Origin of the sequence: Devosia sp. ZB163 (assembly GCF_028613635.1) — a bacterium.
GTDB lineage: Bacteria > Pseudomonadota > Alphaproteobacteria > Rhizobiales > Devosiaceae > Devosia_A.
Genome location: NZ_JAQRMY010000001.1, coordinates 260,379 through 276,170, shown reverse-complemented (window position 1 = coordinate 276,170; position 15,792 = coordinate 260,379). Strand labels below are relative to the sequence as shown.

Annotated in this window: 16 protein-coding genes; 4 read left to right on the top strand and 12 right to left on the bottom strand. The window is 65.3% G+C overall.

What is annotated here, in order from left to right; translation table 11 throughout:
• Positions 1–62: 62 nt before the first annotated feature.
• The 5 genes from typA to PRN20_RS01350 form a co-directional block, all read right to left on the bottom strand.
• Complete coding sequence (gene typA, locus PRN20_RS01370; RefSeq protein ID WP_273955166.1) at positions 63–1,877, bottom strand: translational GTPase TypA; 1,815 nt, start codon at positions 1,875–1,877, stop codon at positions 63–65.
• A 120-nt stretch (positions 1,878–1,997) separates the two neighbouring features.
• Entirely contained in the window at positions 1,998–2,387 is a 390-nt protein-coding gene (locus tag PRN20_RS01365) for a VOC family protein (RefSeq protein ID WP_273955163.1), read from the bottom strand.
• A complete protein-coding gene (locus PRN20_RS01360) occupies positions 2,384–3,019 on the bottom strand; it encodes an RNA polymerase sigma factor (RefSeq protein WP_273955161.1) in 636 nt (211 codons plus the stop codon). The genes PRN20_RS01365 and PRN20_RS01360 overlap by 4 nt, the downstream gene beginning before the upstream one ends.
• 48 nt (positions 3,020–3,067) lie before the next feature.
• Positions 3,068–5,188 (bottom strand): EAL domain-containing protein, encoded by a 2,121-nt coding sequence (locus PRN20_RS01355; RefSeq protein ID WP_273955159.1) that lies wholly within the window; start codon positions 5,186–5,188, stop codon positions 3,068–3,070.
• A 194-nt stretch (positions 5,189–5,382) separates the two neighbouring features.
• On the bottom strand, positions 5,383–5,871 hold the full coding sequence (locus PRN20_RS01350; protein ID WP_273955158.1) for a GNAT family N-acetyltransferase: 489 nt from the start codon (positions 5,869–5,871) through the stop codon (positions 5,383–5,385).
• An 86-nt stretch (positions 5,872–5,957) separates the two neighbouring features.
• Here PRN20_RS01350 and PRN20_RS01345 point away from each other — a divergent pair, with 86 nt between their 5' ends.
• Complete coding sequence (locus PRN20_RS01345; protein ID WP_273955156.1) at positions 5,958–6,605, top strand: LysE family translocator; 648 nt, start codon at positions 5,958–5,960, stop codon at positions 6,603–6,605.
• 47 nt (positions 6,606–6,652) lie between these two features.
• Positions 6,653–7,504: a 23S rRNA (adenine(2030)-N(6))-methyltransferase RlmJ gene (locus tag PRN20_RS01340; protein ID WP_273955155.1), complete on the top strand. Its 852-nt coding sequence runs from the start codon at positions 6,653–6,655 to the stop codon at positions 7,502–7,504.
• 16 nt (positions 7,505–7,520) lie between these two features.
• Here the strand turns inward: PRN20_RS01340 and PRN20_RS01335 are convergent, their stop codons facing one another.
• From PRN20_RS01335 to thpR, 3 genes are all read right to left on the bottom strand, one after another.
• On the bottom strand, positions 7,521–8,027 hold the full coding sequence (locus tag PRN20_RS01335; RefSeq protein ID WP_273955153.1) for a hypothetical protein: 507 nt from the start codon (positions 8,025–8,027) through the stop codon (positions 7,521–7,523).
• A gap of 41 nt (positions 8,028–8,068) precedes the next feature.
• Positions 8,069–8,602, bottom strand: a complete 534-nt coding sequence (locus PRN20_RS01330; RefSeq protein ID WP_273955152.1) for an invasion associated locus B family protein — start codon at positions 8,600–8,602, stop codon at positions 8,069–8,071.
• 197 nt (positions 8,603–8,799) lie between these two features.
• Positions 8,800–9,339, bottom strand: a complete 540-nt coding sequence (gene thpR, locus PRN20_RS01325; RefSeq protein WP_273955150.1) for an RNA 2',3'-cyclic phosphodiesterase — start codon at positions 9,337–9,339, stop codon at positions 8,800–8,802.
• A 287-nt stretch (positions 9,340–9,626) separates the two neighbouring features.
• Between thpR and PRN20_RS01320 the strand changes: the two genes are divergently transcribed.
• Complete coding sequence (locus PRN20_RS01320; RefSeq protein ID WP_273955149.1) at positions 9,627–10,367, top strand: Bax inhibitor-1/YccA family protein; 741 nt, start codon at positions 9,627–9,629, stop codon at positions 10,365–10,367.
• Between the two features lie 85 nt (positions 10,368–10,452).
• Entirely contained in the window at positions 10,453–10,950 is a 498-nt protein-coding gene (locus tag PRN20_RS01315; protein WP_273955147.1) for a GNAT family N-acetyltransferase, read from the top strand.
• 10 nt (positions 10,951–10,960) lie between these two features.
• Here PRN20_RS01315 and PRN20_RS01310 read toward each other — a convergent pair whose 3' ends face one another.
• The 4 genes from PRN20_RS01310 to acnA all read right to left on the bottom strand — a co-directional run bounded on the left by PRN20_RS01310 (position 10,961) and on the right by acnA (position 15,783).
• A complete protein-coding gene (locus tag PRN20_RS01310; RefSeq protein WP_273955146.1) occupies positions 10,961–11,431 on the bottom strand; it encodes a GNAT family N-acetyltransferase in 471 nt (156 codons plus the stop codon).
• Positions 11,428–11,814 carry a DUF2794 domain-containing protein gene (locus tag PRN20_RS01305; protein WP_273955145.1) on the bottom strand — a complete coding sequence of 129 codons (387 nt, stop codon included), beginning with the start codon at positions 11,812–11,814 and terminating at the stop codon, positions 11,428–11,430. Before PRN20_RS01305 ends, PRN20_RS01310 begins: the two co-directional genes overlap by 4 nt.
• Positions 11,815–12,122: 308 nt before the next feature.
• Positions 12,123–12,854: a DUF1223 domain-containing protein gene (locus tag PRN20_RS01300; RefSeq protein WP_273955144.1), complete on the bottom strand. Its 732-nt coding sequence runs from the start codon at positions 12,852–12,854 to the stop codon at positions 12,123–12,125.
• A 163-nt stretch (positions 12,855–13,017) separates the two neighbouring features.
• Positions 13,018–15,783: an aconitate hydratase AcnA gene (acnA, locus tag PRN20_RS01295; protein ID WP_273955143.1), complete on the bottom strand. Its 2,766-nt coding sequence runs from the start codon at positions 15,781–15,783 to the stop codon at positions 13,018–13,020.
• Positions 15,784–15,792 lie beyond the last annotated feature (9 nt).

Genomic DNA, 15,792 nt, shown 5'->3' with positions numbered 1-15,792 from the left:
GCGACCTCTCCCCCCAAGGGAGAGGTCGGTCCGTAGGACCGGGTGAGGGGGCCTTCGTTGCCTCAGCTCGCCTTGGCGGCGCGCATCATCTTCTTGCGCTCGTTCGGATCGAGGGCAATCTTGCGCAGGCGGATCGACTTGGGCGTCACCTCGACATACTCGTCGTCGGCGATGTAGCCGAGCGACTGCTCGAGGGTGAGCTTCTTGGGCGGGGTGAGGCGAACCGCTTCATCCTTGCTCGTGGTGCGGATATTGGTCAGCTGCTTGCCCTTGAGCGCGTTGACCTCGAGGTCATTCTCGCGGTTGTGCTCGCCGATGATCATGCCCTCGTAGATGTCGACGCCGCCGTCGATCATGATCGCGCCACGCTCTTCGAGGTTCCACAGCGCGTAGGTCACGGCCTGACCGGTGCCGTTGGAGATCAGCACACCAGTGCGGCGGCCCGGCAGGGCGCCCTTGAACGGCTGGTACTCGTGGAACAGGCGGTTGAAGATGGCCGTGCCGCGGGTGTCCGACAGCAGCTCGGGCTGGTAGCCGATGAGCGAGCGGGTGGGGACGTAGAAGCGCAGGCGCGTCCGGCCGACGCCCGAGGGGCGCATGTCGACGAGGTCGCCCTTACGCTCGGTCAGCTTCTGGACGATGACGCCGGTGTGCTCGTCATCGACGTCGATGATGACTTCCTCGATCGGCTCGAGCTTGACGCCGTTCTCTTCGCGCATGACCACCTTCGGACGGCCGATGGTGAGCTCGAAGCCTTCGCGGCGCATGTTTTCGATCAGCACGGCAAGCTGCAATTCGCCACGGCCAGCGACGTCGAAGGAATCGTTGTCCTCGCCCTCGGTGACGCGGATAGCGACGTTGCCTTCGGCTTCGCGCAGCAGCCGCTCGCGAATGACGCGGGACTGCACCTTGTCGCCTTCACGGCCGGCCAGCGGGCCGTCGTTGATGCGGAAAGTGACCGACAGGGTCGGCGGATCGATCGGCTTACTGGGCAGCGGCTCGCTGACCGAGGGGATGGTCAGGGTGTCGGCGACGGTCGAGGTCTCGAGGCCGGCAATGGCGACGATGTCGCCGGCTTCGGCAACGTCGATCGGGGTGCGCTCGAGGCCGCGGAAAGCCAGGACCTTGGAGACACGGCCCTTCTCCACTTCCTTGCCGTCTCGGCCGAGTGAATGGATGGCGTCGCCGGCCTTGACCGAGCCGGAGAAGATGCGGCCGGTCAGGATGCGGCCGAGGAACGGGTTGCGCTCGATGGTGGTGACCAGCATGCGGAACGGGCCGGCTTCGACCTTGGGCTCCGGCACGTACTCGAGCACCTTGTCGAGCAGCGGGGCGAGGGAATCCTTGGGGCCTTCCGGCTTGTCGGACATCCAGCCGAGCTTGGCGGCGCCGTAGAGCACCGGGAAATCGAGCTGCTCGGGGGTCGCGTCGAGCGCGATGAACAGGTCGAAGATTTCCTCGAGCACTTCGAGGTGGCGCTCGTCCGGACGGTCGATCTTGTTGATCGCGACGATCGGACGGAGACCCTGGGCCAGGGCCTTGCCCAGCACGAACTTGGTCTGCGGCATCGGGCCCTCGGCGGCGTCGACGAGGATCACCACGCCATCGACCATCGACAGGATGCGCTCCACCTCGCCGCCGAAATCGGCGTGGCCGGGAGTGTCGACGATGTTGATGCGCGTATCTTTCCAGACCAGCGAGGTGACCTTGGCCAGAATGGTGATGCCGCGCTCACGTTCGAGATCGTTCGAGTCCATCGCGCGCTCTTCAACGCGCTGGTTGTCGCGGAACGAGCCCGACTGCTTGAGCAGGACGTCGATCATGGTGGTCTTACCGTGGTCAACGTGGGCAATGATTGCGATGTTGCGCAAAGACATGAGGGGCGGGGCCGATCGGATTTTCTGGAGATAGCGCGCCCCTTATCGGACACGAGCCGCATTCTCAAGAAAAATCGCCGAATAGCTGAGTTGCGGAATCTGTCAAGAGCCCGCTTCGGCTTACGCCTTCTTCAGCGATCGCGGCTTGTCGCCCGACTGGTAGAGGCCCAGACCAAAGCCATCCGGATCCAGAAAGTCGGCGCTCCAGCCACCCGGGGCCTCGCTGACCGGGGTGACGATGGTGACGCCCTTTTCGACCAGCCCCGCGACGACGTCGTCGATGCCGCCCTCGGCGATGTCGAAGATCAGGGCCGGGGTGTTGCCGCGCACGCCCTCCATCTCGAAGAATACGAGCTCGAGGCCCTGGTCGAGGGTGCCCTGCAGCCAGAAGGGCTCTGCGCCTTCGAGCCGGTTGAGCTCGATGCCGAGCGTGTCGCGGTAGAAGGCTTCGGTGCGAGCAATATCGGCGACGTAGAAGACGATGCTGGCGCGGTGCGGTTTGGGGATCATGCTGGGCTCCTTTGTTTGCCTGACGACCCTAGTTGCCGCGGTTCGACGGATTGTGAGCGACGGACGACAAAAAGATGCCCGTCGGGATCGTGGCTGGCAAAAATGCCGCCTTCGCGCAGGAGTGCCGGCAACAGCGCGTCGCGGATGCGCCCATAGGCCAGATCGAGGCCGAGCCCGGGGAGGCCCGCGGGCATCTCGATCCCGGCGTTCAGTATCCGTTTCTTGAGCGCGATGACGCGCTGGCGGAGGGCCGCATCGTCGAGGCGCAACAGATAGCCGATCTCGCGCCTAGTGTGTCCCGACAGGGCCAGGGCGGCGACGGCCTTGAGGGCGGGCGGCAGGGTTGCGACAAAATGGAGGGCGGCTTCGCCGGGAGGCGCGGGCGGTGGTGCCGCGAGGTCGTGCCAGGCGGTTTCGCGCTCCCGACGGCGGTGGGCGGAGCGCGCCGCCATGCGGGCCTTGTTGCGCACCACACCCATCAGCCAGCGCCGGTGCTCGGGACGCGAAAGGTCGCCACGGCCGGCGCGCACGGCTTCGATCAGCGCCTCGTGCAGCAGATCCTCGGCATCAGTCGAGCCGCGGCACTGGTAGCGGGCCGAGGCCAGCAGGCTGTCATAGGCGGACTGGTGCATGGCCTCCTCCCATGGGGCACTATTGCCCCGCACGGGGAGGCTGACAAATCACGAGGCGACGCGGAGCTTGGGGCGATCCTGCTCGGCCAGCATCTCCGTGACCTTCTGCGCGCTGACGGGTGGGGAAAAGAGAAAGCCCTGGACCTCGCTGCAGCCATGGTCGCGCACGGCGGCGAGCTGTTCCTCGGTCTCGATACCCTCGGCGGTGGTCGACATGCCGAGCGACTGGCCGAGCCCGATCACCGCCTTGATGATGGCAAGGCTGTCGCCCTTCGACTTCAGGTCGCGCATGAAGGAGCGGTCGATCTTGATCTTGTCGAAGGGGAAGCTGCGCAGGTAGCTCAACGACGAGTAGCCGGTGCCGAAATCGTCCATCGAGATGCGGACGCCCAGGGCGCGCAGGCGATGGAGGGTCTTGAGCGTCGGCTCGTTGTCCGAGAGCAGCAGCGACTCGGTGATCTCGAGTTCCAGCCGGGTGGGCGACAGCCCGCTTTCGCGCAGCGCCGCTTCGACCGTCTCGTAGAGGCGCTTGTTCTTGAACTGGACGGGCGAGAGATTGACCGCGACGCGCACGCCGGCAGGCCAGGTGACCGCGGTACGACAGGCCTCGCGCAGCACCCATTCGCCGATCTGGACGATGAGGCCGGTTTCCTCGGCAACCGGGATGAACTCGGTGGGCGAGACGATGCCGCGATCGGCGGTGTGCCAGCGGAGCAGCGCTTCGAGGCAGGTGATGCGGTTCTCCTTCAAACCGACCAGCGGCTGGAAGACGAGCTTGAGCTCACCCTTGGCAAGCGCGAGGCGCAGGCCGGCCTCGATGGTGCGTCGTTTCTGGATGGCGGCATCCATGCCCGGCTCGAAGAAATGGTAGGTCGAGCGCCCCTCGTTCTTGGCCTTGTAGAGCGCAAGGTCGGCGTTTTTCATCAGCGTCTCGGCCGTCTCGCCGTCCTGCGGGGCCATGGCGATGCCGACCGAGGTGCCGATGACGAGCTGGTGGCCGTCGATCGTGAAGGGGTTCGACATGGCCTTGACGATGCGCTCGGCAATGGCGGCGGCTTCGGCGGGCTGGGAGACGTCGCGCAGGAGGAGCGCGAACTCGTCGCCGCCGAGGCGCGCCAGCACGTCGTTCTCGCGCGTTGCACCCCAGAGGCGTGCCGAAACCTGCTGCAGCAGCTTGTCACCGAGCGAGTGCCCGAGCGTGTCGTTGACCGACTTGAAGTGGTCGAGGTCGATGCAGAGCACCGCGATATGGTCGCCGCGATCGAGGCCCGGCTCGGCGGCTTCCATCTCCTCGAGGAACTGGAGGCGGTTGGGCAGTTGGGTCAGCGCGTCGTGGCGGGCAAGATGGCGGATCCGCTCTTCCTGCTGGCGCTGCTCGGTGATGTCCTCATGCGTGGTGACCCAGCCACCATCCTTCATGGGATGGTGCTGCATCATGATGGTGCGGCCGTTGAGTTCGTGGACGTTCTTGCCGTACTCGCCGCGGGCGATCACCTCGCGCCGCCACTGGATGTACTCCTCGCGGTTGGCGCCGGCCTGCATGCCTTCGTCGAACAGGTGGGCGAGAATGTCGTCGAGCTGCGTGCCAGGCTTCATCAGGTAGTCGGGCAGCCCGTAGATGCGCTGGTAGGGCTGGTTGCAGATCACGAGCCGCCCCTTGGGGTCGTACATGCAGAGGCCCTGGCTGATGTTGTTCACGGCCGCATCGAGCCGGATGTTCTGGCGCTCGAGTTCGCGCTTGCGGCGCTGGATGATCTCGGTGGAAGCGATCTCCTCGGTGACGTCCTCGTGCGTCACCACCCAGCCGAGGCCGGGCGAGTAGACATGCGCCGTCTCGAGCCAGCGATCGCCGGCGACGCGCTCACGCACCTTGGCGCGGGCGCCGGAGCGATTGTTGAGCAGTTCCTGCTTGTAGGCGGCGAGGAACTCGGCCGGCGACTCCTCGGGATGGTTGCCCATCTCGGACGAGAGCTTGACGATCGCTTCGAGCGTCATGCCCTTGCGCACGCGGCGCGAGGGAAAGCCATAGATATCGAGATAGTGCTGATTGAACATCAGCAGCTTGAACTGCGACGACCACACGCAGAAGCCATATGGAATGGACTGCAAGGTCGCATTGAGCAGCAACGCATCGGCCGCCCGCTGATCGGAATCGCCCCGTGCCTTCACTTCTGTTCAGGCCCCTCAAACCCCATAATCCCAAGCGGAGAACGCTAATCAGCGCGAGTTAAGAACGATTTAAGTCGCAGAAATCGATTACATCGGTTGCGCGGGGAGCGGGGGCGCAAATGAAAGGCGCCCGCGCGGGCTGCACGCGGGCGCCCTTCAGGATGTGGGACTCTTGCTTACGTGCTCAGCGCTGCTCAGGCGGGCTTCAGCATCACGTAGTCGGTGAACTGGTAGGGGCCCATCTGCACCGGCACATGCTTTTCGACCTCGAAGCCCTGGGAACGGTAGAATGCGATGGCCGCGGCGTTGCCGTCGTTGACGTAGAGGGCCACCGGCAGCTCGGCGCCGAAATGGGCGCGGGCCGTGGCGATCAGTGCCTTGCCGAGCCCCAGCCCGCGCGTTTCGGCGAGCAGGTAGAGCTTCTTGATCCACACCCGGCCATCGGTGCGGTACGCGGAGGCGAAGCCAACGTCATGCCCGTCGAGCGTGGCGAGCCAGTACTGGTGGCCACGTTCGGCGGTATCGGCCCGTAGGGCGTCGAGCGCGTAGATCTCGGCGAGCATGCCGGGAATGCGGTCGGCCGGCAGGATGCCGGCGAAGGCCTCGGGCCAGATGCGATGGGCGAGGTCGGCGACGCGCGCCAGGTCGTCCTGGTCGATCGGCGTGATCAGCGTGTTGGGCATGCTCCCTTGTCGCCTGCCGGCGATGGGGCTGGCAAGCGGGTGCTGGGCGTGTCAAAGACGACGAGACGCAACCCCTCGGTGTCTTCATGCCCTCCTTCGTCCCCGACCTTGCCGTCATTCTCGGCTTTTCGGTCGCCACCTTCGTCCTGATGATCACGCCCGGCCCCGACATGGCGCTGCAGATGAGCCGTGCGATCAACTACGGACGGGCGCATGGGCTGGCGGCGATGTTCGGGGCGATGACCGGGATCATGGTGCACACCACGCTCGTCGCCTTCGGCATCTCGGTGCTGATCCTCGCCGCGCCGCCGCTGTTCATGGCGCTGAAGATCGGTGGCGCTGTCTACCTGATCTGGCTGGCGTGGCAGGCGATCGCCCATGGTGGCGGGCTGCGGCTCAGCGAGGCGGCGAAGAAGACCCCGACGCTGTGGCAGAGCTATGCGACCGGGCTCGGAATCAATCTCCTCAACCCCAAGGTCGTCCTGTTCTTCGTGACCTTCCTGCCGCAGTTCGTCGAGGCACACGATCCGGCGGCGGCGGGCAAGCTGCTGTTCCTCGGCGCACAGTTCGTGGTGCTGTCGATTCCGCTCGGTGTACTGATCGTCTTCGCTGCCGGCTGGCTCGCCGAAGCGTTCAAGCGCAGCAAGTGGATCGAGCGGGCGCTGAACTGGAGCTTTGCCGCGATCTTCACGGCTTTCGCCGCCACCATCCTCACGGCGCAGGCGCGTCACTAAGTGTCGGACCGGACAACCGATCCGCACTATTTCTGGGAACGCTCCGAATGAACTACTCGCACGCCTTCCATGCCGGGAACTTCGCCGATGTGATGAAGCACATCGTGCTGACGCGGCTTGTCCAGTACCTGCAGAAGAAGGATGCGGCCTTCCGGGTGATCGATACCCATGCGGGGATCGGCAGGTACGACCTCACCGGCGAGATCGCCAAGCGCTCGCCCGAGTGGGTGGACGGGATCGGGCGGCTGCTCAAGACGCCGCTGCCGCAGAAGGCGCAGGCGCTGGCCGAGCCCTATCTCAAGGTGATCGCCGAGATGAACCCGGGTGGCGGGGTCGAGACCTATCCGGGCTCGCCGCTGCTGGTCCGGAAGCTGTTCAGGCCGCAGGACCGGCTATCGGCGCTCGAGCTGCATCCCGAATACGTCAAGCGCCTCGGCGCCCTGTTCGAGGGCGACGTGCAGGTGCGGGTGATCCATCTCGACGGCTGGCTGGCGCTCAACGCGCATGTGCCGCCCAAGGAGAAGCGAGGGCTGGTGCTGGTCGATCCGCCATTCGAGGAGAAGGGTGAGTTCGACCGCATGATCGATGGGCTGGTGAAGGGGCACAGGAAGTTCGCCAACGGCATCTACGCGCTGTGGTACCCGCTCAAGGATACGCGCGCGGTGCACGACTTCATCTCGGGGCTGCATGCGACGGGCATTCCGAAGATGCTGAGGGCCGAGGTCAGCGTCCGCCCGGCGTCGAACCCGCCGCGCCTGCATGGTTCGGGGATGATCCTCGTCAATCCGCCCTTCACGCTCGAGGGCGAGCTGCGCGTGCTGCTACCCGCGCTGGCGCAATTGCTGGGCGACCCCGGGCAGGGGCGGCACAAGCTCGAGTGGATCAGGGGCGAGGCTTGACGGTTTTCGCCGCCGGTCAGCCGGTGCAGCTCTCGATGGCGCGGCTCGCGGCGGTGGCGCCGGAGAGCGAGAAGGTCTGCGTGATGCGGATGCCCTTGTCGCTGGTGCCTTCGACGACCAGGGTCGATCCCGCCCGCAGCGCGCCGGCGAGGTTCTCGCCCTGGCTGGGGTCGAGCAGCCAGGCCGCATCCTTGTCGGTGATCAGTTCGAAGGTCTGGCCCGAGATGCTGATGGTGGCAGGGGTGTCGGGCGCGAAGGTAAAGCCGGCGACGAGGTTCAACTCGTTCCGCACGCCCTCACCGGGGCGATTGGTGAGGTAGAGGAACGCCTCGCTGAAGTCGTCGGGGCTGGGGCTGACCTCAGTAGGCTTGCTCAGCGCGAAGCAGACGGGGCCGGTCGACTCGGTTGCCGAATAGGCGGACCAGTCGCGGTATTCGCCAAGCAGCTGGACCGATTGCGCCAGGGCCGTGGTGGCCAGAGCGGGCAGGGCAATGGCGGCGATAGCGAGGGCGCGGACAGTCATGGATACCGAACGGTCAGGTGGGCGGGCCAGTTGCACGCCCGTCAGGCGCAGGCCTTGGCGATCTCGCCAAGCGCGGCAGTGACGCCCGACAGGTTGTAGTTGTCGGTCATCTTGTTGCCCTTCAGCGAGGTGCCGGTGACAACGAGCTTGGAGCCGGCCTTGAGTGCCTCGACGAAGCCGGGTTCGTCAGCCTCGACGGCGAGCCAGGCGGCCTCGCCCTCGGTGACCATGGGGAAGCTCCGGCCGTCGATCGTGGCGACGACGCCTGCATTTGCGGCGAAGGGATAGCCGACCTGGGTCTGGACCTCGTTCTTGGTGCCGAGGCCCTTCCTGTTGATGATGAGGAAGTGGATCGGGCTGCGCCGCACCGGCGCGCCGTTCACTTCCTTGGGGCTCCAATCCTCGGGCTGGGCCGAGATGTAGCACATGGCGCCGCTCGAATCGGCGCCTGTCCAGGCGGTCCACGCCTTGTAGGTCCCCAACTGCTTGATTTCCTGCGCGGAGACCGGCGCCGCAAGGGTGGCGCACATAGCTGCGGCCGCGAGGCTCGCAAGCGCCAAACGAGATGATGTCATCGCCCGAACATCCTTGTCCGAAGTTGCGCAACCAGCACCTGAGCATCCTGCCACGGTATGGTTACCAAGGTCTCAAACCGGTCGCGCATTTTGAGTTAGAGGCGACCTTAGCGGCAATCATGTCGGCAATTTGACGCCGTCTGTCGCGCGATTTTCTGTTTGGGCCCGCAGGGTAAAAGAAGCGTTAACACCGCCCCCTATGCCGCCAGCGGATAGGCCTGCTCGACGAGGTAGGGGCCGCCGCCGACCGAGTCCTTGGAAGAAAAGAGGACGAAGCGGCGAACGGGGAATTCGAGCGGGGTGAAGCGGCCCGAGAGGGCGATGAAGCGGGCCACTTCCTCGGCCGGGATGCCCCGCAGGCGGGCGAGGGCGACGTGCGGTACGAACTTGCGGCTTTCGGGCGAAAGCCCGCAGCGCTGCAGTACCCGCTCCTGCGCGGCCTGCAGGCGGAGCAGGGCGGCGTTGGACGAGCAGCCGGCAAACAGGGCACGCGGCGTATTGCCGCCGAACGAGCCCAGGTGGTCGAGCCTGATGGAGAAGGACTCGCTGTCGGCCAGGCGGTCGAGCATGTCGCTCACCTCATTGGCGACATGGTGGTCGACATCGCCGATGAAGCGCAGGGTGATGTGGTAGTTTTCGGGGTCGATCCAGCGGGCGCCAGCGAGGCCGCCGCGCTTGAGAGAGAGGGCCAGGCCGATTTCGGGGGGCACCTCTATTCCGGTAAAGAGCCTGGGCATCCGACCCTCCCTTTGCCGCCACGTGGCCATGATTCGGCCTCGCTGTCCCTTTGACCGTACGGTCTGGACCGGAGCAGGGCAAGCGAGGTGACACATCTTCGTCATTGGGTGCTGCCCCATGAGGCGAAAAGCCCGGGCTAACCCGTTGGCGTGCTGCGACATTGCGAATCGGCCAAGGGAAGCGCAGCGTCTTGTATTCGACGTCGGCAGACCTCATATTGCTGTACCGACGGCAAGGGCTCGGAGGAGCGCCCCGTCACTGTCGCCAGGAAAGGAATTTATTCGTCATGGCTGAATTCGACCGTCCGACTATCGCCGCCCAGCGGGCCGGGACCGCCGCGGCCATCGATGAGGGCCTGCGCAGCTATATGCTGAAGGTCTACAACTACATGGGCATCGGTCTCGTGGTGACCGGCCTTGTTTCCTATTTCAGCGCTCAGGCCGCTGTGGGCGCCGACGGTCAGATGACCGCCTGGGGCTCGCTGATCTTCCAGAGCCCGCTGATGTGGGTGATCGCCTTCGCTCCGCTGGCCTTCGTGCTGGTGCTGAGCTTCGGCATCAACAAACTCTCCGGTGCCACCGCACAGCTCCTGTTCTGGGTGTTCGCGGCCGTCATGGGCCTGAGCCTCAGCTCGATCTTCATGGTCTATACCGACGCCTCGATCGCCAAGGTGTTCTTCATCTCGGCTGCCACGTTCGGTGCGATGAGCCTCTACGGCTACACCACCAAGCGTGACCTCACGGGCATCGGCAACTTCCTGATCATGGGCCTGATCGGCCTGATCATTGCCTCGATCGTGAACATCTTCCTTGCTTCGAGCATGCTCGAATTCGCGATCTCGGCGATCGGCGTGCTGATCTTCGTGGGCCTCACCGCCTACGACACGCAGAAGATCAAGGAGAGCTACGACGAGGGTCTGGGCTCCGAGGTGCTGCACAAGTCCGCCGTAATGGGCGCGCTGTCGCTCTACCTCGACTTCATCAACCTGTTCCTGATGCTGCTCCGCCTGTTCGGTAACAGGGAATAATCCCAGCAATCAGCAAGTCTGATTGGCAGTTCGGGGGGCCGCGATCTAAACAGATCGCGGCCCCTTCGTTTTGCATGAGCGCCTGATGAGCGACGTCACCTTCCGCCCCTTCACCTGGTCCGACGTGCCTGCCCTCACCGAGATCTACCGGCACTATGTCGATGAGACGGTGATCACCTTCGAGACCGAGGCGCCGGGCGAGGCCGCGATGGCGGAGCGCTTCGGCAAGCTGCTCGATCTCGGGCATCCGCTGATCATCGCCGAGTGCGGGGGACGGGCCATCGGCTATGCCTATGCCTCGTTCTACCGGCCGCGGGCGGCCTACCGGTTCACCTGCGAGGATTCGATCTACCTGGCCAAGGACGCGGTGGGTAAGGGGATCGGCGGACGGCTGCTCGACGAACTGATGGCCCAGTGCCGGGTCGCCGGGTTCAAGCAGATGATCGCGGTGATCACGGCGGAGCGGGCCAACTCGGTGCGCCTGCACGAAAAGGCGGGCTTCCGGCACGTGGGGCGCTACGAGGCGGTGGGGTACAAGTTCGACCGCTGGCTAGACATCGTGCACCTGCAGAAGGCGCTGTAGCGCCCTCGGGTCAGCTAGCCAGCCGCTTGTGCATCGGATAGCCGGCGACCAGCCGCCCCGACAGGGATCCATCTACGTCGACCCATCCGGCGGTGCGATAGAACTCCCGTGCCGTGGCAGAGGAGAACAGTTTGCCGTGCACGACGCCGCTGTCTTGCATGATCGCTTCCATCGCCGCGAGCAGGGCGCGGCTGACGCCCATGAAGCGATGCGTTGGTGCAACGTAGTTCAGGCCGATCTCGTCGGTGCCGTTGAGGCAACCGACGGCGGCGATCTCGTCATCGCGCTCGGCGACAAACAGACGGACGTTCGGGTTGTCGAACATCTTCAGCACCGTCGCGGGCGTCTTGTTGGCGGTCCAAGCAGCAATCGCCTCGGCATTGTTCCTGTGGTCTTCGAGACAAAGTCGGGTGATCGAGTCGATCAGTACCGCGCTCATCGCCGCGGCATCCGCCGGCGTGGCCGAGCGGATGGCGATCACTTGACGACGGCCAGCTCCAGCACGCGAAGAACGTTGGCAAGGTCGTGGCCGCGCTTGAGGACGCGGCCTTCCTGGCTCAGCACCATGTACTGGCCCTGCTTCAGGCGGAGCTTGGGGTTCTTCTCGACGACGTAAAGGGGGCGCTCGGAGGCGCGCTTGTAGATAGAGAACAGGGCCCTGTCGCGCAGGAAATCGAGGGCATAGTCCCGCCACTCGCCCTCGGCGACCTTGCGGCCATAGAGGTTGAGGATGGTCTGCAGTTCCCTGCGGTCGAAGGCGATCGCCGGAACGAAGCGGCCCTGATGGCTCGTCTGGGAGGGGCTCACGACCGGCTGGAAGTCGATCAGGAGCCCAGACCCTATCTCGTCGGATTGATCCGCCATTGTCCTTTCCCCGTCACGTGCCTGTCATGATCGCGTCTATCGCAACGCTTGGCAAGCCAAACGGCTACCTCCAAGGGCGGTGGTCGGAGGCGCAGCGCAGAATCCGCATTTCCGTCACATTCCCTCCCACATGGCGCCAGATTGGACCGGCACCGTACAGACATTGCCTCCAGTGGCCGGCATCCGGGCTGACCGAGCCCCCAAACCACGATGCTCGAATGCCGGCCGCCTCTTACATGCACCAGTCATTCTGTCCTCCCGTCTGCGCAAGCTGACAGGAGTTTTGTTTTGAGCGGAGCTGGTTTGCCTCAGCGGGTGAAGCTGGCGGCGCCGAGGATGGGGCCGGGCAGGCCGTTGCGGTCTTCCTGCACAAGGACGGCCGCGCCATTCGCGTTGCCGGTCAGGACCTCGGCGAGCGGCAGCGTCAGGTTGGCGCCGGTCTTGGGGTCCCACATGCCCAGCACCTGGCGGCCGGTGACGATCTGCGTGTAGACGACCTGCTTGCCTTCATTCTCGCCGCGCTCGATGGTCACGTCGGCGCTATCGATGTAGGTCACGAGCCAGATCATGGCGCCGGGCAGGCCGTCCTTGCCGTCAACGCTGATCTTGAGCATGTCGTCGGGGGCTTCGCTGAGCGAGACGGCCAAGGGTAGTGCCGCGCCGGTCAGCGCGACATTAACCGCCTCCCGCTTGCCGCCGACAAGACCGCCCTTGCCGTTGACCACGAGCTGCGGCGTGAAGATGCGGCCCGAACCCCAGCTCTCGGCATAGTCGCGCTGGTGGTCGGAATTCTCCTTGGTGCCGAAGGTGTCTTCCCAGCCGATATAGTCCCAGTAGTCCACATGGTAGGCGAGCGTGACCACGTCGGGGCGCCTGCTCATTTCGGCGAGCATGGCATCGGCCTTGGGGCACGAGGAACAGCCCTGCGAGGTGAAGAGCTCGAGCACGGCCTTGGGCGCAACCTTCAGCTCGCCGGCAGAGGCCGGGGCCACGAAGCTGAGCAAAGTCACGGCCGCCGCAGTGATCAATCGGAAAAGCATGGCGACGTTTGTAGGCACGCCGCCAATCGCGCGCGAGTAAAATCGGCGCGAGAACCCGTGATGGGGGAAAACCCGGGATTCCGGGCACTGGGCGCGCCCACCGGGGTCCGCGCGGAAGGGCACGGGCGGCCCGTCAAGGAGCCGCCCGCGCAGTCGATTGCTATCAGGCCGCAACGAGGTTGCGGAGCACGTAGTGCAGGATGCCGCCGTGCTTGTAGTAGTCGAGCTCGTTGACCGTATCGATGCGGCAGCGGGTCGAAATCTCCTCGACACGGCCGTCGGCGCGAACGATCTTGACCTTGACGCTGGCGCGCGGGGCGAGCTCGCCGAGGTTCTCGATCGAGACCGTCTCGCTGCCGTCGAGCTTCAGGGTCTGCCAGCTCTCGCCGTCGGCAAACTGCAGCGGCAGGACGCCCATGCCGATGAGGTTGGAGCGGTGGATGCGCTCGAAGCTCTGGGCGATCACGGCGCGCACGCCGAGCAGGCGCGTGCCCTTGGCGGCCCAGTCACGCGACGAGCCGGTGCCATATTCCTTGCCGGCGAAGATCACCAGCGGGGTGCCCGACTTCTGGTAGGCCATGGCGGCGTCGTAGATCGGCACGACTTCGCCGTTCGGCCCCTTGGTGAAGCCACCTTCGACGCCCGGGAGCATCTGGTTCTTGATGCGGATGTTGGCAAAGGTGCCGCGCATCATGACTTCGTGGTTGCCGCGGCGGGCGCCGTAGGAGTTGAAGTCCTTGGGCGCGACCTGACGATCGACCAGGTACTTGCCGGCCGGGGTCGTCGGCTTGAACGAGCCGGCGGGCGAGATGTGGTCGGTGGTGATCGAGTCGAGGAAGAGCGACAGGACGCGCGCCTCGACGATGTCGGTAACCGGCGCCGGCTCCATGGTCAGGCCCTCGAAGTAGGGCGGGTTCTGCACATAGGTGGAGCTCGAGTTCCAGCGATAGGTTTCGCCGCCCTCGACCGAGATGGCCTGCCAGTTCTCGTCGCCCTTGAAGACGTCCGAGTAGCGGCCGAGGAACATCTTGGGCGTGATCACCGTACGGACCACGTCGGCGATCTCCTGGTTGGTCGGCCAGATGTCCTTGAGGTAGACGGGCTTGCCATCCGAGCCTGTGCCGAGCGGGTCGGTGGTCAGGTTGACATGCATCGATCCGGCGATGGCGTAGGCCACGACCAGCGGCGGAGAGGCCAGGTAGTTGGCGCGCACGTCGGGGTTCACCCGGCCCTCGAAGTTGCGGTTACCCGACAGCACCGAGGCGGCGACGAGGTCGTTGGCGTTGATGCACTCGGAAATCGCTTCCGGCAACGGGCCCGAGTTGCCGATGCAGGTGGTGCAGCCATAGCCGACGAGGTTGAAGCCGAGCGCGTCGAGATCGGCCGAGAGACCGGCGGCATTGAGGTAGTCGGTGACCACCTGCGAACCGGGAGCGAGCGAGGTCTTGACCCAGGGCTTGGAGTTCAGGCCCTTGGCGCGGGCCTTGCGGGCGACAAGGCCGGCCGCGATCAGCACGTTGGGGTTCGAGGTGTTGGTGCACGAGGTGATGGCGGCGATCACGACATGGCCGTCCTGGAGGCCGTAGCTGGACCCCTTGACCGGGAAGGCGGCCTCTTCGGGAATATCGTCGACGCCGGTGGCGCCCTCATCAACGTAGCGGCTCTCCGCCTTCGATTCGGGCAGTTCCGTGCGTTCCTTGCGACCGCCGGCGAGGTCCTTCATCGCCTCTGCGAACTTCGGCGCGGCATCGACCAGCGCGACGCGGTCCTGCGGGCGCTTCGGGCCGGAGAGCGAGGGGACGACCGTGGTGAGGTCGAGCTCGAGCGTATCGGTGAAGAGCGGGTCGGGAGAGGACGTGGTGCGGTACATGCCCTGGGCCTCGGAATAGGCCTTCACCAGCGCGACGCGGTCGGCGTCGCGGCCTGAGGTCTCGAGGTAGGTGAGGGTGTCGCTGTCGACCGGGAAGAAGCCGCAGGTGGCGCCGTATTCGGGGGCCATGTTGGCGATGGTCGCCTGGTCCTCGAGGCTCAGGTAGTCGAGGCCCGGGCCGTAGAATTCGACGAACTTGCCGACCACGCCCTTCTTGCGCAGCATCTCGGTGACGGTGAGCACGAGGTCGGTGGCGGTGATGCCCTCGTTGATCTTGCCGGTCAGCTTGAAGCCGATGACTTCGGGGATCAGCATGGTGATGGGCTGGCCGAGCATGGCAGCCTCGGCCTCGATGCCGCCCACGCCCCAGCCGAGCACGGCGAGGCCGTTGACCATGGTGGTGTGGCTGTCGGTGCCGACGAGGGTGTCGGGGTAGGCGTAGGTTTCGCCGGTGACTTCGTCCTGGCGGGTCCAGACGGTCTGGGCCAGGTATTCGAGGTTCACCTGGTGGCAGATGCCGGTGCCGGGCGGCACGACGCGGAAGTTGTCGAAGGCTTTCTGGCCCCAGCGCAGGAACTCGTAGCGCTCGCCGTTGCGCTCGTACTCGAGCTCGACGTTCTGCAGGAACGAAAGCGGGGTGCCGAAGCTGTCGACCATCACCGAGTGATCGATGACGAGATCGACCGGCACCAGCGGATTGATCTTCTGGGGATCGGCGCCGAGCTTGGCAGTGGCATCGCGCATCGCGGCGAGATCGACCACGGCGGGAACGCCGGTGAAGTCCTGCATCAGCACGCGCGCCGGGCGGTAGCTGATCTCATGCTCGGAAACGCGGGTGCGCAGCCAGTCGGCGACGGCCTCGATATCGGCGCGGGTGACGGTGACGCCATCCTCGAAGCGCAGCAGGTTCTCGAGCACCACCTTCATGGAGTGCGGCAGCTGCGAAACGCCCTTGAGTCCGTTCTTCTCGGCCAGCGGAATCGAGAAGTAGGCGTAGGTCTTGTCCCCGACTGTGATCGTGGTTCTGGACTTGAAGCTGTCGAGGGATTTGGAGGTCACGGTGTCGCC